This window comes from Delftia sp. 11MD (assembly GCF_050907895.1).
Lineage (GTDB): Bacteria > Pseudomonadota > Gammaproteobacteria > Burkholderiales > Burkholderiaceae_C > Comamonas > Comamonas tsuruhatensis.
Genome location: NZ_CP194333.1, coordinates 1,886,193 through 1,905,854, shown reverse-complemented (window position 1 = coordinate 1,905,854; position 19,662 = coordinate 1,886,193). Strand labels below are relative to the sequence as shown.

17 protein-coding genes are annotated in these 19,662 nt (G+C 67.6%); 10 read left to right on the top strand and 7 right to left on the bottom strand.

The annotated features are described in order from the left end of the window. Positions 1 to 26: 26 nt before the first annotated feature. Complete coding sequence (gene aroC / locus ACRSCF_RS08550; RefSeq protein WP_016447498.1) at positions 27 to 1,124, bottom strand: chorismate synthase; 1,098 nt, start codon at positions 1,122 to 1,124, stop codon at positions 27 to 29. A 319-nt stretch (positions 1,125 to 1,443) separates the two neighbouring features. On the opposite strand from aroC, the gene ACRSCF_RS08545 reads away from it, so the two are divergent. Beyond that, positions 1,444 to 1,821: a helix-turn-helix domain-containing protein gene (locus ACRSCF_RS08545; RefSeq protein ID WP_017406116.1), complete on the top strand. Its 378-nt coding sequence runs from the start codon at positions 1,444 to 1,446 to the stop codon at positions 1,819 to 1,821. Between the two features lie 101 nt (positions 1,822 to 1,922). On the opposite strand, the gene ACRSCF_RS08540 is transcribed toward ACRSCF_RS08545, so the two are convergent. Continuing rightward, positions 1,923 to 2,375: a CBS domain-containing protein gene (locus tag ACRSCF_RS08540; protein WP_012206758.1), complete on the bottom strand. Its 453-nt coding sequence runs from the start codon at positions 2,373 to 2,375 to the stop codon at positions 1,923 to 1,925. 106 nt (positions 2,376 to 2,481) lie between these two features. Between ACRSCF_RS08540 and ACRSCF_RS08535 the strand changes: the two genes are divergently transcribed. Beyond that, positions 2,482 to 3,780: an O-acetylhomoserine aminocarboxypropyltransferase gene (locus ACRSCF_RS08535; protein WP_017406117.1), complete on the top strand. Its 1,299-nt coding sequence runs from the start codon at positions 2,482 to 2,484 to the stop codon at positions 3,778 to 3,780. Between the two features lie 22 nt (positions 3,781 to 3,802). After that, entirely contained in the window at positions 3,803 to 4,612 is an 810-nt protein-coding gene (locus tag ACRSCF_RS08530; RefSeq protein ID WP_034367322.1) for an alpha/beta fold hydrolase, read from the top strand. Positions 4,613 to 4,672: 60 nt separating this feature from the next. On the opposite strand, the gene ACRSCF_RS08525 is transcribed toward ACRSCF_RS08530, so the two are convergent. Then, positions 4,673 to 6,148 carry an acetamidase/formamidase family protein gene (locus ACRSCF_RS08525; protein ID WP_034367320.1) on the bottom strand — a complete coding sequence of 492 codons (1,476 nt, stop codon included), beginning with the start codon at positions 6,146 to 6,148 and terminating at the stop codon, positions 4,673 to 4,675. Between the two features lie 160 nt (positions 6,149 to 6,308). Between ACRSCF_RS08525 and ACRSCF_RS08520 the strand changes: the two genes are divergently transcribed. Further along, on the top strand, positions 6,309 to 8,741 hold the full coding sequence (locus ACRSCF_RS08520; protein ID WP_046239075.1) for an acetamidase/formamidase family protein: 2,433 nt from the start codon (positions 6,309 to 6,311) through the stop codon (positions 8,739 to 8,741). Between the two features lie 13 nt (positions 8,742 to 8,754). On the opposite strand, the gene ACRSCF_RS08515 is transcribed toward ACRSCF_RS08520, so the two are convergent. Beyond that, positions 8,755 to 9,576 carry an alpha/beta fold hydrolase gene (locus ACRSCF_RS08515; protein ID WP_016447504.1) on the bottom strand — a complete coding sequence of 274 codons (822 nt, stop codon included), beginning with the start codon at positions 9,574 to 9,576 and terminating at the stop codon, positions 8,755 to 8,757. Between the two features lie 216 nt (positions 9,577 to 9,792). On the opposite strand from ACRSCF_RS08515, the gene ACRSCF_RS08510 reads away from it, so the two are divergent. Beyond that, complete coding sequence (locus ACRSCF_RS08510) at positions 9,793 to 10,146, top strand: Mpo1-like protein (protein WP_016447505.1); 354 nt, start codon at positions 9,793 to 9,795, stop codon at positions 10,144 to 10,146. Here the strand turns inward: ACRSCF_RS08510 and ACRSCF_RS08505 are convergent. Next, a complete protein-coding gene (locus tag ACRSCF_RS08505) occupies positions 10,143 to 11,495 on the bottom strand; it encodes a YihY family inner membrane protein (protein ID WP_034367315.1) in 1,353 nt (450 codons plus the stop codon). The two genes, ACRSCF_RS08510 and ACRSCF_RS08505, sit on opposite strands and share 4 nt — an antisense overlap. 101 nt (positions 11,496 to 11,596) lie before the next feature. Here ACRSCF_RS08505 and ACRSCF_RS08500 point away from each other — a divergent pair, with 101 nt between their 5' ends. Both ACRSCF_RS08500 and ACRSCF_RS08495 read left to right on the top strand, forming a co-directional pair. Further along, complete coding sequence (locus ACRSCF_RS08500) at positions 11,597 to 11,995, top strand: DUF2069 domain-containing protein (RefSeq protein WP_034367312.1); 399 nt, start codon at positions 11,597 to 11,599, stop codon at positions 11,993 to 11,995. A gap of 44 nt (positions 11,996 to 12,039) precedes the next feature. After that, on the top strand, positions 12,040 to 13,470 hold the full coding sequence (locus ACRSCF_RS08495; RefSeq protein WP_017406726.1) for an FAD-binding oxidoreductase: 1,431 nt from the start codon (positions 12,040 to 12,042) through the stop codon (positions 13,468 to 13,470). A gap of 78 nt (positions 13,471 to 13,548) precedes the next feature. Here the strand turns inward: ACRSCF_RS08495 and ACRSCF_RS08490 are convergent, their stop codons facing one another. Next, positions 13,549 to 14,130 (bottom strand): hypothetical protein, encoded by a 582-nt coding sequence (locus ACRSCF_RS08490; RefSeq protein WP_016447509.1) that lies wholly within the window; start codon positions 14,128 to 14,130, stop codon positions 13,549 to 13,551. A 176-nt stretch (positions 14,131 to 14,306) separates the two neighbouring features. Between ACRSCF_RS08490 and ACRSCF_RS08485 the strand changes: the two genes are divergently transcribed. The 3 genes from ACRSCF_RS08485 to ACRSCF_RS08475 all read left to right on the top strand — a co-directional run bounded on the left by ACRSCF_RS08485 (position 14,307) and on the right by ACRSCF_RS08475 (position 16,831). Further along, on the top strand, positions 14,307 to 15,131 hold the full coding sequence (locus ACRSCF_RS08485; protein WP_034367309.1) for a thymidylate synthase: 825 nt from the start codon (positions 14,307 to 14,309) through the stop codon (positions 15,129 to 15,131). 21 nt (positions 15,132 to 15,152) lie between these two features. Beyond that, a complete protein-coding gene (locus ACRSCF_RS08480; RefSeq protein ID WP_034367306.1) occupies positions 15,153 to 15,653 on the top strand; it encodes a dihydrofolate reductase in 501 nt (166 codons plus the stop codon). Positions 15,654 to 15,748: 95 nt separating this feature from the next. After that, on the top strand, positions 15,749 to 16,831 hold the full coding sequence (locus tag ACRSCF_RS08475) for a metallophosphoesterase (RefSeq protein ID WP_154833820.1): 1,083 nt from the start codon (positions 15,749 to 15,751) through the stop codon (positions 16,829 to 16,831). A gap of 196 nt (positions 16,832 to 17,027) precedes the next feature. Here the strand turns inward: ACRSCF_RS08475 and ACRSCF_RS08470 are convergent, their stop codons facing one another. Next, on the bottom strand, positions 17,028 to 19,646 hold the full coding sequence (locus tag ACRSCF_RS08470) for a TonB-dependent siderophore receptor (protein ID WP_034367304.1): 2,619 nt from the start codon (positions 19,644 to 19,646) through the stop codon (positions 17,028 to 17,030). Between the last annotated feature and the right edge of the window lie 16 nt (positions 19,647 to 19,662).

Genomic DNA, 19,662 nt, shown 5'->3' with positions numbered 1-19,662 from the left:
TTCTTTTTGGCGTCCTGGCAGCGCTTTCAGGGCGCCGCGGCAGGAATCGGCGCCAGGCCTGAATCGACGTCGCCGCACTGGGCGCGGTGGCGCAGGGCGTGGTCCATCACCACCAGGGCCAGCAACGCTTCGGCGATGGGCGCGGCGCGGATGCCCACGCAGGGGTCATGGCGACCCTTGGTGATGACTTCGGTGCTCTGGCCCTGGGTGTCGATGGACTCGCGCGGCGTGATGATGGAGCTGGTGGGCTTGATGGCGATGCGCACCTCCAGATCCTGGCCCGTGCTGATGCCGCCCACGATACCACCGGCGTTGTTGCTGCGAAAGCCTTCGGGGCTCAGCGAGTCGCCGTGCGTGGTGCCGCGCTGGACCACGCTGTCGAAGCCCGCGCCGATCTCCACGGCCTTGACGGCGTTCAGGCCCATCATGGCGTAGGCGACGTCGGCATCGAGGCGGTCATACAGCGGCTGGCCCAGGCCCACCGGCATGCCACTGGCCTGCACGCGCAGCGCGGCGCCGCAGGAGTCGCCCGACTTGCGCAGCGCATCCATGTATTCCTCGTAGCGGGACACATCGGCCACCGGCGCAAAGAAGGGATTGTTGCGCACATGCTCCCAGCTCTCGAAGGGCAGCGACAGCTCGCCCACCTGGGTCATGCAGGCGCGGAACTCGGTGCCGAATTTTTCCTTGAGCCACTTCTTGGCCACGGCGCCGGCCGCCACCGTAGGCGCCGTCAGCCGTGCGGAGGAGCGGCCGCCGCCGCGCGGATCACGGATGCCGTACTTCTGGAAGTAGGCGTAGTCGGCATGGCCGGGACGAAAGCTTTGCGCAATGTTGGAGTAGTCCTTGCTGCGCTGGTCGGTATTGCGGATCAGCAAAGCGATCGGCGTGCCCGTGGTACGGCCTTCGTAGACACCCGAGAGGATTTCCACCGCGTCCGGCTCGTTGCGCTGCGTCACGAACTTGCTGGTGCCGGGGCGGCGGCGGTCCAGGTCGTGCTGGATGTCCGCCTCGCTCAGTGCCATGCCAGGCGGGCAACCGTCGATGACGCAGCCGATGGCCGGGCCATGCGATTCGCCGAAGTTGGTGACAGTGAATAGGGTTCCGAAGGTGTTGCCGCTCATAGGCCGATGATTATGCCCGGGTCGCCCCCAGGCGCCGCTCCCGCTGCAGCGGTGCATTGCGCAGGCTGCCATCTCCTGCAAAGAAACAATAAAACTATCAAATTACAAATATTGATAGCTAGAATTGCAGAACATTGTTCTTCAACCGCCTGCGGACCATCCCTCAGGCACCAGCCGCAACTTGCGGGAGATTCGTGAAATGCAGACCTCTTCCGGCTCAACGCAACGCCAGGATCGCAGCGATCCTGCGAGCAGCACTCCACCGCCCTCACCCATCCTTCAACAGGATGCCGGTGACCAGAATCTTCACCCCACCCTGATGACCATGCTGCTGGTCTCAGCCAGGCCCGATGATTTCAGAACCCGCAACCGGCTTGCCCAGGCCAAGCAGTACATGCGGGCCCGGCTGGATGACCCCGAGCTCAAGCCCCTGCAGGTGGCCCAGGGCCTGGGCATGTCGCTGCGCAGCCTGGCGCGCCTGTTCGCCACCGAGGGACTGACTCCCAGCCGCTGGCTCTGGAACGAGCGCCTGGCCCAGGCCCACCTGCTGCTGCAGGCCGACAATGCGCGGCGCGTGACCGATGTGGCGATGGCCTGCGGCTTCACCAGCTTCTCGCACTTCAGCCGCGTCTTCAGGCAGACCTATGCCGTGCCGCCCAGCGCCTTGCTCAAGCCCCGGCGCAGCAGCGTGCATTGAACGGGCTTGCGCCCGGCCGTAAAAAAACCAAGGCCTGCGCCGCGTTCTGCGGTCGCAGGCCTTGCTGCATGGGCAGGGGCGGTCTTGCCGCGACCGGATGATCAGTCCGCGCCCTGGCGCTCGCCTTCGGGCCAGTCGCGGATATAGGCCTTGAGCATGCGGTTCTCGAAGTTCTGGCTGTCCACCACGGCCTTGGCCACGTCGTACAGGCTGATCACGCCCATCAGCATGCGCTTGTCCATCACCGGCATGTAGCGCGCATGGCGGTCCAGCATCATGCGGCGCACCTCGTCCATGTCGGTTTCCATGGTGCAGGTCATGGGAGCGTCGTCCATGGCCGAGCGCACCAGCGTCTCGCCCACGCCGCCGTGTTTGACGAAGCCCTGGATCACTTCGCGGAAGGTCAGCATGCCGACCACGTCGCCGTGCTCCATGACCACGAGGGAGCCTATATCGCGCTCGGACATCACCTGCACCGCGCTGGCCAGGCTTTCGTCCGGCGACACCGTGTAGAGGGTGTTGCCCTTGACGCGCAGGATGTCACTTACTTTCATGCCGTATCTCCAAGATTGTCTGTGTCGCCGTGGTTGCGGCAAGCCCATGTCTGCCGGGAAATATAGCCCACAATGCCCGCTTGCCTTGACAACCATGGAGACAGGAATGCCCGGCTACTCGGATCCCGGCTTTGACACTCTGGCGCTGCACGCGGGCGCACAGCCCGACCCCGCCACCGGTGCGCGCGCGACGCCCATCCACCTCACGACCTCGTTCGTCTTCGAGTCCAGCGACCATGCGGCCTCTTTGTTCAATCTGGAGCGCCCCGGCCACGTCTACAGCCGCATCTCCAATCCCACGAACGCCGTACTGGAGCAGCGCGTCTCGGCCCTGGAAGGGGGCGTGGGCGCCATCGCCGTGGCCAGCGGCCAGGCGGCGCTGCACCTGTCGGTGGCCACGCTCATGGGCGCGGGCAGCCACATCGTGGCCAGCACGGCGCTGTACGGCGGCTCGCAGAACCTGCTGCACTACACGCTGGCGCGCTTCGGCATAGAGACCACCTTCGTCAAGCCCGGCGACATCGACGGCTGGCGCGCCGCCGTGCGGCCCAATACCAAGCTGTTCTTCGGCGAGACCGTGGGCAACCCGGGCCTGGACGTGCTCGACATTCCCACCATCAGCGCCATCGCGCATGAGGCCGGCGTGCCGCTGCTGGTGGACTCCACGCTGACCTCGCCCTGGCTGATGAAGCCTCTGGAGCATGGCGCGGACATCGTCTACCACTCGGCCACCAAGTTCCTGTCGGGCCACGGCACCGTGGTCGGGGGCATCGTGGTGGATGGCGGCAGCTTCGACTGGGAAAAGTCGGGACGCTTCCCGGAGCTGACCGAGCCCTACGACGGCTTCCACAACATGGTGTTCAGCGAGGAAAGCAGCACTGGCGCCTTCCTTCTGCGCGCACGCCGCGAAGGCCTGCGCGACTTCGGCGCCTGCATGAGCCCGCACACGGCCTGGCTGATCCTGCAGGGCATAGAGACGCTGCCGCTGCGCATGGAGCGCCATATCCGCAACACCGAGAAGGTGGTGCAATTCCTGGCCAGCCATCCGCTGGTGGGCCGCGTGGGCCACCCGCTGCTCGATACCCATCCCTCGCACCAGCTCGCCAAGAAGCTGCTGCCGCGCGGCGCAGGCTCGGTGTTCAGCTTCGACATCAAGGGCAACCGCAACCAGGGCCGCAAGTTCATCGAGACGCTCAAGGTCTTCAGCCACCTGGCCAACGTGGGCGACTGCCGCAGCCTGGTCATCCACCCTGCCAGCACCACGCACTTCCGCATGAGCGACGAGGCGCTGGCCCAGGCCGGCATCGGCCAGGGCACGATACGCCTGTCCATCGGGCTGGAAGACGCAGACGACCTGATCGACGACCTCAAGCGCGCCCTCAAGGCGGCCGAGAAGGCCGCGTGAATCGGCAAGGGAGACACCAACAATGAAGATCGATGTTCACGGCCACGCCATCTACGCCTATACCGGCGGCAAGGCCTTCAATCCCGCACAGCCGACGGCCATCCTCATCCACGGCGTGCTGTGCGACCACAGCGTCTGGGCACTGCAAAGCCGTTACCTGGCCAACCACGGCTGGAACGTGCTGGCCATAGACCTGCCGGGCCACTGCCGCAGCGCAGGCGATGCGCCGGCCAGCGTGGAGGCGGCGGCGGATTTCATCGGCCAGCTCATGGATGCGGCAGGCATCGAGAAGGCTGCGCTGGTAGGCCACAGCTGGGGCAGCCTGATCGCCATGGAAGCGGCCGCGCGGCTGGGCGCGCGCGTCAGCCACCTGGTGCTGGTGGGCACGGCCTACCCGATGAAGGTCTCGCCCGCCCTGCTGGACTCCGCACTGAGCGCGCCAGAGCAGGCCATCCGCATGGTCAATGTGTTCTCGCGCGCCACGCTGGCGCCACCCAGCGGCGCAGGCAGCTGGGTGTTCGGCGCCGGCATGGCGCTGGGCCGGCGCGTGCTGGCCAGCAATGACCGCACCAACCTGCTGCACGCCGGCTTCAAGGCCTGCGACAGCTATGCGGGCGGCGAGGCGGCCATGGCGGCGCTGCAATGTCCGGTCCTGTTCGCCCTGGGCGAGCAGGACCAGATGACGCCGCCCAAGGCCGCCAAGGGCCTGATCGAGGCGGCCCGGGCCGCGCAGCGCCAGGTCAGCATCGTGCACCTGCCCAGCGGCCACAACCAGATGACCGAGGCGCCCGACCAGACGCTGTTCGCCATCCGGGATTTCCTGGCGCGCTGAGACCGGCCGGGTCCTGCCCGCAGGGCAGGCAGGCACGCACTCACGCACTCACGCACTCACTCACGCGCCGCGCGCGGGGAAGATGCTCTTTTTCACGAGCGCGTGCACGCCCCAGTTGCCATCCACCACCTGGGTGATGCCGAAGTCCACGGCAATCGACATCAGCGAGATGGCCTCGTCCTCTCCCAGCCCCTGGGTGGTCATGAGGAAGTGGCGCATCTTGTGATAGGCGTCGCGCAGAGCCAGGTCCACGGAAGACTTCTTGAAGATCTGGTTTTGCGCATCCGGCCCCAGCTCCGCCAGGTAGTTGGCGTAGCTGAAGCCGTGCAGCAGCCATTCGTCCTGGGTTTCGAGCAGCGGATAGGCCAGCTCGGCCAGCGGCGTTCCAGGCAGGTCCGCCTTCTTGTGCAGGATCAACTGGAAGGTGCCGGTCAGCGAGCACTCGATGGCCGTGCCGCACAGCTCGGAGTCCCCCTGCGAGGCATGCGGATCGCCCACGGTGAAGTTGGCCCCTGGCACGGCCACGGGGAAATACATGGTCGCCCCCTTGCCGATGCGCCAGTTGTCGATGTTGCCGCCCGTGTGGTTGGGCGGAATGGAGCTGGCCATCTCCACCTCGGCCGGCGCCACGCCGATGGTGCCGAAATGCGGGCGCACGGGAACGCGGATATTGCGCAGCACGTTTTCGTTCTTGCTGATCGTGCGGTGGTCCACGGGCACGCCCGGATAGTCGATGGTCGGGTGGACCACGCCGAAGGGGTCGGTCTGCGGCGTCCAGCGGTAGTTGTAGACGGCGCGGGCCCAGTTGCGCTCGCCGGTCGCATCCACCTCGTAGATGGTGACCACCTCGCGCTTTCGGGGCTCGGTGAGCGTGTCGCCATAGTGAAAGCCCCAGTTCGCCGCCGCATTGCTGCCGAAGGTCCGGCCCTTGAACTGCGGGTTGCCCGAGGGGCGCGGCACCACATCAATGATGCGTACTTCCAGCACATCGCCGGGCTGGGCGCCCTTGATGCGTACCGGCCCCGTGCAGATGTGCACGCCCTGGCCTCCACCTGCGCCGTTCTTGGCATCCATGGGACCGGCGCCCCGGCGATCGACGTTCTTGCGCTGGCTGTCCCAGTGGAACACGCTCTCGGCGCCAGGGTCGCCCCGGACCATGCGTTCGGCATCGTCATTGGCATGGTGGGTCAGCGTCTCCATGGTCACGTAGTCGCCCGATTCGACTTCGACCACCGGCTTGGCCGATCTGCTGAAGTAACCCCAGAGCACGGTGCTGGCAGAGGCGGGAATGTAGTAGTGGCTGGCCATGCCCTGGCCGGCCCGGGCGCCAGGCGCACCCTGGGCAAAGGCCCGGGACGGTGCCATCGCACCGCTGATGGCGCCGGCCGAGACCGCGCCGCCACCGACCACCATGGCGTCGCGCAGGAAGGAACGGCGTGCAACCTGGAATTCCTCGCGGATCAGCGTCTCATCGGCTGGCGAAGCACCGTGCTGGCAGCCCGGGCCGCAGATATGTTCTTGGTGGGGGATGGTCATCGAAAATACTCCTGCTGTTGTGGATCGGTGCCGGCAGCGCCAGTGTCCAGGCGAGCATGTCCAGGCCGGTTGTTCCTGCGCGCACAAAAACTTGTCGCGGCTGCCATCCGGTGCGCCGGGCTTGGACAGGCAGTACGCGGCAGTTCATAGTTCGCCCCTGATGCACGACGATCCAAGACGCTTTTCCACCCACGCATTTCCCGATGCCTTGCGGCAGGCTGCGCTCAATGAGGCGCTGTCCAGGGCAGACATCCATGGCGAAGCGCCCACGCCACCGGCCACCCACCTGGCGCTGCGCAGCTCGCCACTGGGATCGGTATTCATTACGCTGGCCACCTCGCCACTGACGCTGCGGGCCGTGGCCAAGCGGCTGCGCGGCCCGGGCCTGCTGCTGTGCGCCTTGCTGCAAGGCAGCGCCGATGCGGTGGTCGAGGACGCCGCGTTCCCGCTCAAGGCCGGCTCCGCGCTGCTGCTGGAGTCAGACCGGGACTGGCAGCTGCAGTTGCCCGGCGACGGCCGCCTGCTGCTTGCGCGGCTGGAGTCCTCGAGCTTTCTGCTGCGCCTGCTGCGCTCGTGCCCGCCCGAGGCCAGGCACATCGGCGGGACAGGCGGTGTGGGGGCCATGTGCATGGCAATGGCGGCCTCACTGGCAGAGCAGATCGACACACTGGCACAGGACGATCTGCTGTCCGTGGAGGCCACGCTCACCGACATGCTGGTCACCTGCCTGACACCGCGCGCCGGCAATCCCGACCAGGAGCAGGCCGAGGCGACCGAGCCGCCCAGCGCCGTGCAGCTTGGCCATCTGCGCCGCATCTGCCGCGCCATCGAAACCCGGCTGGGCGATGCCGAGCTGTCCATCGATGCCATCGCCGAAGCCGAGGGGCTGTCCACGCGCTATCTGCAAAAGCTGTTCAAGGGAGCGGCCACCAGCTTCAGCACCTACCTGCGCGAACGCCGGCTGGAGCGCTGCCGCATGGATCTGAGCAACCGCTCGCTGCAGCATTGCTCCATCGCCGAGCTGTGCTTTCGCTGGGGCTTTGGCGATGCCGCCAACTTCAGCCGTGCCTTCACGGCCCGCTATGGCCTGTCCCCCAAGGCCTATCGCGCCAGTCCGGCGCGCGTGCAGGATGCGCCGCCCGGCCAGCGCGGACGCCCCTCGCCCGCCGAGAGCGCTGCGCAGGGTGCAGAACCGGCCGCAGCGCGCCTGGCGCACAGCCCGTTCCAGGCCCTGCTGCGCGACCATGCACGCTACGCCCAGGCGCTGGCCCTTGTGCCCAAGCGCTCGGCGCACGCAGACAATGGCGGTGCGTCGCCCCAGCACTACTACCTTCCGGTCTCCGACAAGACCGTGCACTGGGGCTATCTGAGCCGTTCACTCAAGCCCGTGCTTTCGGTGCGCTCGGGTGACGTGGTGACCATGGAGACGCTGACCCAGCATGCCTCGGACGACTGGGAACGCATGATCGAAGGCGATCCGGGCGCCGAAAGCGTGTTCCACTGGACCGCAGCCCAGAAGGCCGTGGACCGGCGCGGCGCGGGCCCGATGGACGCCTCGATCTACGGCCGCGGCGCGGGCGAGGGCTTCGGCGTGCACATCTGCACCGGCCCCGTCTATGTGCATGAGGCCGAACCTGGCGACCTGCTGGAGATACGCATCCTCGACGTGCAGCCACGCCCCAGCTGCAGCCCCGCCCACCACGGCCGTGTCTTCGGCAGCAACGCCGCCGCCTGGTGGGGCTTTCACTACCGCGACCAGATCACGGAGCCCCGCCAGCGCGAAGTGGTCACCATCTACGAAATCGACCACGCACTGCCCGAGGAGCCCACGGCCCGCGCCGTCTACAACTACCGCTGGACGCCGCAGACCGACCCCTTCGGCGTGGTCCATCCGACCATCGACTACCCGGGCGTGCCCGTGGACCCCGCCAGCATCACCCGGCGCTTTGGTGTGCTGGACAAGGCACGCGTGCCGCTGCGTCCGCATTTCGGCATGCTGGCCGTGGCACCGCGAGAGGCCGGCCTGATCGACTCCATACCGCCGAGCTACTTCGGCGGCAACCTGGACAATTGGCGCGCGGGCAAGGGAGCCACCCTCTTCCTGCCCGTATCGGTGCCCGGCGCGCTGTTTTCGGTGGGAGACCCGCATGCATCCCAAGGCGATTCGGAACTGTGCGGCACGGCCATCGAATGCTCGCTGACCGGCAGCTTCGAGCTGCGGGTGCACAAGCGCGCCGCGCTGGACAACCGCTTCCTTGCAGAGCTGGACCACCCTTTCCTGGAGACCGGCTCCGAATGGGTGATACAGGGCTTCAGCTTCACCGACCACCTGGCCGAACTGGGCAGCCAGGCGCAGTCCCAGGTCTATCGCAAATCATCGCTGGAAGGCGCCATGCGTGACGCTTTCCACAAGGCAAGGCGCTATCTGATGCTGGCCCACGGGCTGGACGAGGACGAGGCCGTATCACTGATCTCCGTGGCCGTGGACTTCGCCGTGACGCAGGTGGTGGACGGCAACTGGGGCGTGCACGCCGTGATCAAGAAGAAGCTGTTTCCGCCGGAGCTCTCGGCGTCCGCCCAGGCGGGCCACTGAAGCCCACCCGGGATCAGACCCGTGCCAGGAAGCGGGCGATGCGCTGAGCAATGCGCTCGGGCTGCTCGCGGTGGGGGACGTGGCCGCCACCGGCCACGATCTCCACCTCCACAGGGCCGCGCGCCCGGTCGCGGATGCGCTCGGGGTGGACCAGGGAGCCGAACTCGTCATGCTCGCCGTGGATGGCCAGCACCGGGCAGCGCACGCGCTCCAGCGCCTCGTCCAGCCGGTAGTCGGCAAATGGCTGCGACAGCCAGGTATCGACCCAGGCAGACAGCACCCAGGCGGCCTTGTCGCCGTGGTATTTCTCCAGGCGCGCCAGCTGGCCGGGCCGGGCGAAATCCTGTTGGGCCGCACGAATGCCCTGCAAGGTGCGATCTTCCACGAAGGCCTGGGCGGACTCCGTGACCACCGCCTTGCACTGCGTGCCGTATCGGGCCGCCACCATGGCGGCCATGCCGCCGCCCACGCTGTGGCCCAGCACGATGAAATCCCCAAGGCCCAGCCCCTGGTGCACTGCCGGAAACACGGTCTCTGCCTCCCGGGCCACAAAGCCCGGCCCCAGCGTGCCCGGATAGGGGTCGGACTGGCCAAAGCCCAGCCGGTCGTAGGCCAGCACATCGCGGCGCGTGGCCTCGGCCAGTTGCTGCGGGAAATCACGCCACAGCGCCACCGAGCCCAGCGAGTCGTGCAGCAGCACGATGGGCGCGCGGGCCAGGGACTCTTCGCCGGCCGCCGGCGCCTGCCAGCGCCTGACGTAGATGCTGCCCTGGGGCGTGGAAATGCGGGTTTCGCTCAGGGATGCGGGGATGTCGGTCATGCAGGAGGAAGGCATCGAAAAACTCCATGCCGGTCAGCGCCGGCCCGGCAGACATCATGCGCCCGCATGCCGCCAGAGGGCGACACCGTGGCGACGCGCAGGGCGGAATGCGGCAGCTTTTGTCTCTCTCGGGGCAGCTTTTGCGAACCTGGGCGCGCGGGTTCCTCCGATGGTGAGCGGCAAGGCAGCAGCGTATAAGTTGACCCTACCCCATGCTTGCGAAGGCCTGCCATGTCACACGCTTCCGCTCCCCTGCCCGGCGCCGCACAGGCTGCCGTGGACCCGCGCCAGTTCAAGAGCTTTGCCGAGTTCTATCCGTTCTACCTGCAGGAGCACAGCAACCGCACCTGCCGGCGCCTGCACTTCGTGGGCTCCACGCTGGCGCTGCTGTGCCTGTTCGCGCTGTTCCTGACCGGCAATTTCTGGTTCCTGCTGGGCGGCCTGCTGTTTGGCTACGGCTTTGCCTGGATAGGGCATTTCGGCTTCGAGAAGAACCGGCCCGCCAGCTTCAAGCGCCCGCTCTACAGCTTTCGCGGCGACTGGGTGATGTGGCGCGACATCCTGACGGGCCGCATCCCGCTCTAGACCGGAGCCTGCGGCCTTTGCTCCAGCAGATCGGCCAGCGTCATGCCTGCCAGCCCCGTGCGATCCCACAGCGGCTGCACGGCCGGCGACGGCGCCAGCAGCAGACGCTGCACCAGCGGCTGCAGCGGCGTGCGATGGGGCTCCACCAGCAGCATGTAGCGGGGCTCGGGGCCTTCGCTGGCCGCCACAGTGCCGGGGGCCTGCACCGTGCCCACCCAGTCCAGCACCGACAGCGCCTGCAGCACCGGATCGATCTGCTGCCAGTCCACACGCAGGCGCCGCGCCAGATCGCTGGCGTACAAGCCCTTGGCGGGCGACTCGCGCTCCTGTGCGAGGTACTGCAGGATCTCCACGGCCATCTCGAACTGCCAGCCCTGCTGGCCCGGCATGCGCTGCACGCCCGCCATCACGATGGGCAGGTAGGCCGTGACCACGGCGCCCAGCAGCACGATGACCCAGGCCATGTAGATCCAGATCAGCAGGATGGGCAGCGTGGCGAAGGTGCCGTAGATGACCGAATAGGTAGGCACCGAGGCCAGGTACAGGCCCAGCGCCTTCTTCGCCAGCTCCATGCAGGTGGCCACGAACAGGCCGCCCACCCAGGCATGGCGCCAGCGCACCGCCGTGTTGGGCACGTAGTGGTACAGGCCCGCCATGCCAGCGGCCAGCGCCAGGTACTCGATGGAATCGAAGATGAAGCGCAAGCCTTCGGGCAGCGCATTGACCAGCCCGCGCGAGGCCGACATCACATAGGACGACAGCACCAGGCTCAGGCCCAGCACCAGGGGGCCCAGCGTGATCGCCGCCCAGTAGATCAGCACGCGCTGGCCCAGGGGCCGCAACTGGCGCACGCGCCAGATGTTGTTGAGCGTGCGGTCAATGGTGAGGATCAGCGCCACCGCCGTGATCACCAGAATGGAAAACCCCGCCATGCCCAGCTGGCTGGCCTTGGAGGCGAACTGCGTCAGATAGCCCAGCACCTGGCGCGCGATGGTTTCGGGGATCAGGCTGTCGATCAGCCAGCGCTCCAGCACGATCTGCACGCGGGAGAAGATGGGAAAGGCCGTGAACAGCGCCAGCGCCACCGTGAAGAACGGCACCAGGGCCAGCACCGTGGTGAAGGTCAGGCTGCTGGCGGTCACGCCCAGCCGGTCCTCGCGAAAGCGTTCGCGCAGCGTGTGTGCGGTATTGCGCCATGGAAAGCAGCGCCAGCGTTCGCGCCACGATCTCGGCACCGCAGGCTCGGGCGGCTCGGCCAGGGACAGGCCGCGCTCCCGGGCAGGAACGGGAAGCGCCAGGGAGCCATCCTCCAGGCCATCGACGGGCTCCTTTTCGGGGCCGCCGCTCATCGCCACATCTCCGCCGCAAGGCGCATGTCTGCAGCGGGAGCGGCCATCCAAGCAATCACATGTTCAAAGGTCAAGACCATGGCCGATATGATGCCACCCCGATGACTGATTCCATTTCTAGCCCCGGCGCCGACGTCGCCGCCACCCGCTGGCTGGCGGTCTCCAGCCTCATGGGCCTGATCGTGCTGAGCCTGGCCTGGGAACTGTGGCTGGCGCCCATGCGGCCCGGAGGCTCCTGGCTGGTGCTCAAGGCCCTGCCGCTGGCGATTCCGCTGATCGGCCTGCTCAAGCACCGCATGTACACCTACCGCTGGGTCAGCCTGCTGGTGTGGATCTATTTCACCGAGGGCGTGGTGCGCGCCTGGAGCGACCCCGCGCCCGGGCGCTGGCTGGCGCTGCTCGAAGTTTTCCTGTGCCTGATGCTGTTCACCGCCTGCGCCCTGCATGTGCGCTGGCGCCAGCGCAGCGCGCGCCGCGCGGCCCAGGCGGCCGGCGGCTGAGCCCCCCGTTTTCATGCCTTCACGTCTTTGAAAGAAGTTGCAACATGACTGCACTGCTTGAACGCCTGCGCCAGATCGTCGGCGAAGCCCATGTCCTCACCGAGGGCGACCTTGTGGCCTACGAACAGGATTGGCGCCGCCGCGTGCGCGGCAAGTCCCTGGCCGTGGTGCGCCCGGCCAGCACGGCAGAGGTGGCCGCCGTGGTGCGCGAATGCGCGGCCGCAGGCACCAGCATCATCCCGCAGGGCGGAAACACCGGCCTGTCGGTGGGCTCCACGCCGGACGACAGCGGCACGCAGGTCGTGCTCAGCCTCACGCGCATGAATGCCGTGCGCAACATCGACCGCGACAACCTGAGCTTCACCGTCGAGGCCGGCTGCATCCTGCAAAGCCTGCAGGAGCTTGCCGAGAAAGAGGGCCTGCTGTTCCCGCTGTCGCTGGCCGCCGAAGGCAGCTGCACCATTGGCGGCAACCTGGGAACGAACGCGGGCGGCACCCAGGTGGTGCGCTACGGCAACACGCGCGAGCTGTGCCTGGGCCTGGAAGTGGTCACCCCGCAGGGCGAGATCTGGGACGGCCTCAAGGGCCTGCGCAAGGACAACACCGGCTACGACCTGCGCGACCTGTTCATCGGCAGCGAAGGCACGCTGGGCATCATCACCGCCGCCACCATGAAGCTGTTCCCCCAGCCTGCGGCCCAGCTCACGGCCTTCGCCGCCGTGCCCTCCATGGAAGCGGCCGTGCGCCTGCTGGGCATGGCGCACCAGTACCTGGGCGCGGGCCTGACGGGCTTCGAGGTCATGGGCCAGTTCGCGCTGTCGCTGGTGATCAAGCACATGCCCCAGCTGCGCGTGCCCTTTGCCGGGCTGATCGGCGCGCCGCCCTACTACGTGCTGGTCGAGAATTCGGACAGCGAGTCCGAGCAGCATGCGCGCGAGCGTTTCGAGGCGCTGCTGGAGCTGGCCTTCGAGGACGGCTGCGTGCTCGACGCTGTGGTGGCCGAAAGCCTGTCGCAGGCCCATGAGCTGTGGCACATCCGCGAAAGCATTCCGCTGGCCCAGGCCGAGGAAGGCCTGAACATCAAGCACGACATCTCCATCGCCGCATCGCGCATCCCCGCCTTCGTCGAGCACACCGATGCCGTGCTGCAACGCGAGATCCCTGGCGTGCGCCTGGTCAACTTCGGCCACCTGGGCGACGGCAACCTGCACTACAACGTGCAGGCGCCCGAGGGCGGTGACGCCAAGGCCTTCCTCAACGAGCGAGAGCACTTGGTCAACCACCTCGTCTATGAAGCCGTGGCCGAATTCGGCGGCTCGTTCTCGGCCGAGCACGGCGTGGGTGCGCTCAAGGTGGACAAGCTGCAGAAGTACCAGTCACCCGTGGCGCTGGGCATGATGCGCGCCATCAAGCAGGCGCTGGACCCGCAGGGACTGATGAACCCGGGCTGCATCCTGCCAAGGCAAGCCTCCTGAGCGCAACGCCGCCCCTTCTGGGGCAGCGCCGGGTTTGCACGCGCCGTCCTGAGCCAGGAGCGGCCCGTGCCTGCCTTGTCAGGAAACCGGTTTGGCCTCGATATTGGCCATCGTCTTGTTGACCTGTTCGGGCCAGGCGATGTCGGCGCCGGCCGCATCGGAGAAGTCGGACTGTTTGCCGCCGGTGAGCAGCCACACGCGCAGGGCATTGCGGGCGGGATCGATCACGATGGCGCCCATTTCCTCGCCGCCCTGGTGCGGGCGCAGGCCGACGATGCTCCAGACATCTCCTTCCTTGGTCAGCGGGCCCACGGTACGCATATTGCTCAGCAGGGTCGGGTAGCTGGTGCCCAGCAGCGCCTTGAGCCGGTCGGCCAGCACGCCCTGCTCCAGGTAGTTGGTGCCGTCGTAGGGATACTTGCCCACGTACTCGGCCAGGCTGTCCAGGCCGGGCTCCCCCGCCTTGGCGGTGGAGGGCATGCGCGTGCGCGCGGGAAACGCCAGCACCAATTCCGGGGCTGGTGCAGCCACATCGAGTGCGACGGACTGCGCGGCCTTGGGAGTCGGGACGGAGGGAGAACGCGGATCGCAGGCTGTCAGCGCCAGCATGGCGACACCCAATGCAACGGCGGCCTGCCAGGGGGAGAGCATGGAAGACATGCGCAAGCTCCTTGTCAAAGCGGATGCGAAAAAAGCGGTGACGCCGGTGCGAAAGCCTGGGCAATGCACCGGCACCAGTCTGCGGGCATTTTCGCACCCGGGGCGCCAGACCTTGTTTCAAGGGGCATGGATACCGTCGGACAAGGCGCCGTATTCATCAAGGGATAATCCGGAAGATGAACACGACTCCTGCGCCCCGCCCAGCCCGCTCCCAGTACGAAGATTTCATGCGCCATGTGTACGAGCACGGCGTGTCCAAGACCGACCGTACCGGCACGGGCACGCGCAGCGTGTTCGGCCACCAGATGCGCTTCGACCTGTCCGAAGGCTTTCCGCTGGTCACCACCAAGAAGGTGCACCTCAAGTCCATCATCCTGGAACTGCTGTGGTTCCTGCGCGGCGACAGCAATGTGCGCTGGCTGCAGGAGCGCGGCTGCACCATCTGGGACGAATGGGCCCGCGAGGACGGCGACCTGGGCCCGGTCTATGGCGTGCAATGGCGCAACTGGCCGACGCCGGACGGCGGCCACATCGACCAGATCGCCGAAGTGGTCAAGCAGCTCAAGAGCAACCCGGACAGCCGCCGCATCATCGTCAGCGCCTGGAACGTGGCCGACCTGCCGCAGATGGCGCTCATGCCCTGCCACGCCTTCTTCCAGTTCTACGTGGCCGACGGCAAGCTCAGCTGCCAGCTGTACCAGCGCAGCGCGGACATCTTCCTGGGCGTTCCCTTCAACATCGCCAGCTACGCGCTGCTGACCCACATGCTGGCCCAGCAATGCGACCTGGAGGTGGGCGACTTCATCTGGACCGGCGGCGACTGCCACATCTACAACAACCACTTCACCCAGGTCGAGACCCAGCTGGCGCGCCAGCCCTTCGCCTACCCGACGCTTCAGATCAAGCGCCGGCCCGACTCCATCTTCGGCTACGAGTACGAGGACTTCGAGGTCGTCGGCTACCAGCACCACGAGCCCATCAAGGCCCCCGTGGCCGTCTGAGGCAGCAGAAAGACCCGCCCGATGGCCATCCATCTCATCTACGCACGCGCCGCCAACGGCGTCATCGGCAAGGACAATGCCATGCCCTGGCACCTGCCCGAGGACCTGGTGCACTTCAAGCAATTGACCCAGGGCTCGGCCGTGGTCATGGGCCGCAAGACCTGGGACTCGCTGCCGGCCCGCTTCAGGCCGCTGCCCGGGCGCACCAACATCGTGGTCACGCGCCAGGCGGACTGGGCGCCCGAGCCAGCCGCCCCGGGCGTGCTGCATGCCACCAGCCTGGAGCAGGCCCTGGCGCTGGGCCGCCAGGCATCCGCCGACGTGTGGGTCATGGGCGGTGCCCAGATCTACGCCCAGGCCCTGCCGCTGGCCGACAGCATCGAGGTGACTGAAATCGAACGCGACTACGAAGGCGACGCCTTCGCGCCCACGCCGGGCCCCGAGTGGCAGGAAGTCTCGCGCAGCGGCCATGTGGCAGCCAATGGCCTGCCCTACAGCTTTGTGCGCCTGCAACGGCGCTGACACGGTCCTGTCGCAAACGGGGCTGGCGGGCACGGCGGGTCTGTGCAAATAATGTCGGTTTTCCAAGCCTGCGCCGTCTTTTGCATCTTTCCGCCATGAGCCTCGTCCAGCCCCTGCCCCCCGGTCCGCTCGACATCGTCGGCGACATCCATGGCGAAGCCGAAGCGCTGGAGCATCTGCTGGGGCACCTGGGCTACGACGTGCTGGGCCGCCACCCCCAGGGCAGGCGCCTGGTCTTCGTGGGCGACTTCTGCGACCGGGGTCCAGACAGCCCGGGCGTGCTGGCCCGCGTGGTGCCCATGCTGGAGTCGGGCCATGCGCTGGCCGTGCTCGGCAACCACGAAATCAACCTGCTGCGCGAGGATGCCAAGGACGGCTCCGGCTGGTTCTTCGACAGCCGCGTGGCCTCCGACACACCCAAGTACGCCCCGTTCGCACGCATGCCGCTGTGCGATATCCCCGACACCCTGGCCTTGCTGGAGCGGCTGCCCATCGCCATGGAGCGCGAGGACCTGCGCGTGGTCCACGCGGCCTGGCGCCCGCAGCAGATCGCCATGGCGCGCGAGCTGCCGCCGGGCAGCGCGCGCAGCGCCTATGACCACTTCGAGGCCGTGGCCGCCCAGCAGGCCCAGGTCAACAAGGTGGCCGAGCGCATGCGCGCCGAGCGCCGGCAATGGCCGCATGACCTGGAAGACCGCAACTGGCTGCCGCCCTTCCTGCCCGCGCACAGCGAGAGCGAACTGGCCAAGGCCATGGTCAATCCGCTGAAGGTGCTGACCTCGGGCGTGGAGCGCGAATGCCGCAATCCCTTCTACGCGGGCGGCAAGTGGCGCTTCGTCGAGCGCGTGGCCTGGTGGAACGAATATGAGGATGCCCAGGCCGTGGTCGTGGGCCACTACTGGCGGCGCCTGAATCGCGGCGGCCCGTCCTTCCACGGCGCCCAGGCCGAGAACCTGTTCGGCCAGACGGGCCCACTGTCCTGGCACGGCCGGCGCGGCAATGTGTTTTGCGTGGACTACTCGGTCGGTGGCCGCTGGAATGCCCGCCTGGCGGGCGAGGACCCGCAGCAGCGCTTCAAGCTTGCCGCCATGCGCTGGCCTGAGCGCCGCCTGGTGTTCGACGACGGTGCCCAGGCGGACAGCGAGGAGTTCGGCGTTGCGGCGGCCGCTGCCGCATAGCACGCGCCAGATACGCGGCGCTTAGCGTCAGCAGCAGCGAGCGCGGTGCGCCGTAGCAGTTGTTGCCCGACACCGTGTTGAACGAAGGCACGTAGCAGCGCCTGTCCAGCAGGTTGCTGGCGTTGGGCGCCACGCCCAGAGGGTGTCCGCCCCCCTCCGAAGAGAGGGGGAAGCGGCGCAGCCGCTCAGGGGTGCCTCAGAACGTTCCGCGCAGCGTCAGCATCACATTGCGAGGCTCGCCATACCAGTTGTTGCCGCCGCTGGTGCCCACTGTGCGGTAGTAGACCTTGTCGAACAGGTTGTTCAGGTTGAGCACGGCCTGCCAGTTGCGGTTGATGCGGTACTGCACGCTGGCATTCCACACGGCATAGCCGCCCTGGCTGAACTTGAAGGGCACGGCCGCGCCGTCGAACTTGCCCGTGTCAGGATTGAAGGCATTGGCCGAGCCGCTGACGAAATGCGCGCTCTGGATATTGGCGCCACCGCCAATCGTCCATTGCGACAGCTCGCCGGGCAGGCGGTAGGTGCTCCACAGCTTGAACAGATGCTTGGGCGTGACGGAGTGGTAGATGCCTTCGATGCCCGGCGTCTTGTTGTGGTTGCGGTTGAAGGTGTAGCCGGCAAACAGCTGCCAGCCGCGCGCCAGCTCGCCCGAGATCTCGCCTTCCACGCCCTGGCTGACCACCTTGCCCTTGCTCAGCCAGCAGCAGTTCAGGCCCGCGTCGCCGATGTCGGTGTTGGGGTAGGAGGGATCGGCCACGGCCTCGCCATTGCGCTCTATGCGGTACAGGGCCATGGAGGCCATCAGCCGGCCCTCGTTGAACTCGCCCTTGGCGCCCAGCTCGAAATTGCGGCCCTTGATGGGGTCCAGCGGCGTGCCGGGCAAGGGCCCGCCCAGATTGCTGGCCTGGGACTTGTGGATCTCGGCGACGCTGCCGTAGGCCGTCCAGCGGTCGTCGATGTCGTAGACCAGGCCACCGTAGGGCGTGAAGATGCCGCTCTCGCCATAGGACGACACGATGCGGCTGGTGAGATTGCCGGCCCGGTCGAAGCGCAGCCAGGGCGTCTGCGTGTCGTAGCTGGCGCGGCGCGCGCCGACGATGGCGGTCAGGCGGTCCGTCAGGCTCAGGTTGAGCCGGCCGTACAGGCCCTTCTGCGTGGCGCCATAGCCCGCGAAGCTGCGCGTCTTCCAGACGAAGCTGGGCAGGGGAATGGCGCCCGGGTCGAAGCCGAACACACTGATCCCCCCCGCCGGCGTATCCACCTCGGAGAGAAAGGTGTCCTGCCTGTCGCGGATCTTGACCCAGTCCGCGCCCAAAAGCAGCCGGTGCCTGCGCCCCAGCAAGGAGAACGTTCCGCTGACGTTGGCATCCAGCGCCTTCTTGGTGGAATAGAAATCGTTGGAGAACCCGCTGAGCGCCGCGCCCAGGCCGGTCGAGGGGTCCACCGCCCCGGACATGTCCGCCAAACGGCTGTCGCTGTCGACCTTGACGTAGTTGGCATGGGCACGGACGCGCCAGTCGCCTTGCAGCCGTTGCTCCAGCTGCGCAAACAGTTCCTTGTTGGTTCTGTCGTAGTGGCCCCAGCCGGCCATCAGCGCCGTGCTGCGCGGCAGGTGCAGATCGTCGCCATTGGCCGCGCGCGGCAGGCCGCTGCGCCAGGGCAGGCTGGCCGACTTGTCGTAGCTGCCGCCCAGGGTCAGCTTGGTCGCAGGCGTGAGATCGGCTTCCACGATGCCGTAGAGCAAGGTGTTGCGCGCATCGGCGTAGTCATAGAAGAACTCGCGGTCGCTGTGCGCCAGCACGGCGCGGCCGCGCACCCGGCCATCGGCGGCCAGCGGGCCCGCCACATCAAGTTCGGCACGGCGCTGGTTCCAGCTGCCCACCGAGGCCGAGGCCAGCACCTGCGGCTGTGCCGTGGGGCGCTTTCTCACCAGGTTGATGGAGCCGCCGGGCTCGCCATTGCCGCTGTACAGGCCGTCCGCGCCGCGGATCACCTGCACGCTGTCGTACATGGCCATGTTGGGGTCGAAGGTGCCCTGGCTGAAGGCGTCCACCGCCGCTCCGTCGATCTGGACATTGCTGATCTGGAAGCCCCGCGCATAAAAGCTGTTGGCCGTGCCGCCCAGGCCACCCGAGCCCGCGTAGTCCACCGTCACGCCCGTGGTCTGCTGCATCACGTCGCCCACGGAGACCAGGCCCTGGTCCTCGATGCGCTGGCGCGTGACCACGGAGATGGACTGCGGCGTCTCGCGCACGCTCTGCCCCTTGCCCAGCGACACGCGCGAGGCCGCATAGGAGCCCGAACCCTCCGTGGTATCGCCAGCGTGCGCCTGGGCCGTGACCAGCACCGTGCCCAGCGCAGCATCGGCTGCCGGCGACGGCTCCCTGGCCGGTGCCTTCAGCGTGTAGGCGCCCGGTACGGCGTCGATCACGGTCACGCCGGTGCCGGCCAGCAGCCGGTCCAGCGCCTGGCGCGGCGTGAAGCGGCCCTGCAAGGCCGGCGAAGTGCGGCCTGCAACGATCTGCGGATCGAACAGCACCTGGTGCTGGGCCTGCTGCGTGAACTGGCGCAGCGCGCCGGCCAGCGGCTGGGGCGCAATGCTGAAGGCCAGCTCCCCTGCCTGGCCCGCCTGCCCCGCCTGCACGGACGATGGCTGCTGCGCCTGCACCGCCGGCTGCGCCAGCGCAACCAGGGCTGCGGCCACCAGCGACGGCATCCTTGCCCGCCGCCATGGCCTGCCCCTGTGCTGAAACTCTCCTCCCCAAATGCCCGCGCCCATGGCGGCGCTGCCGTGTTCTTTTCCTGCTTGCATCCCTGCTCCTGCTGCA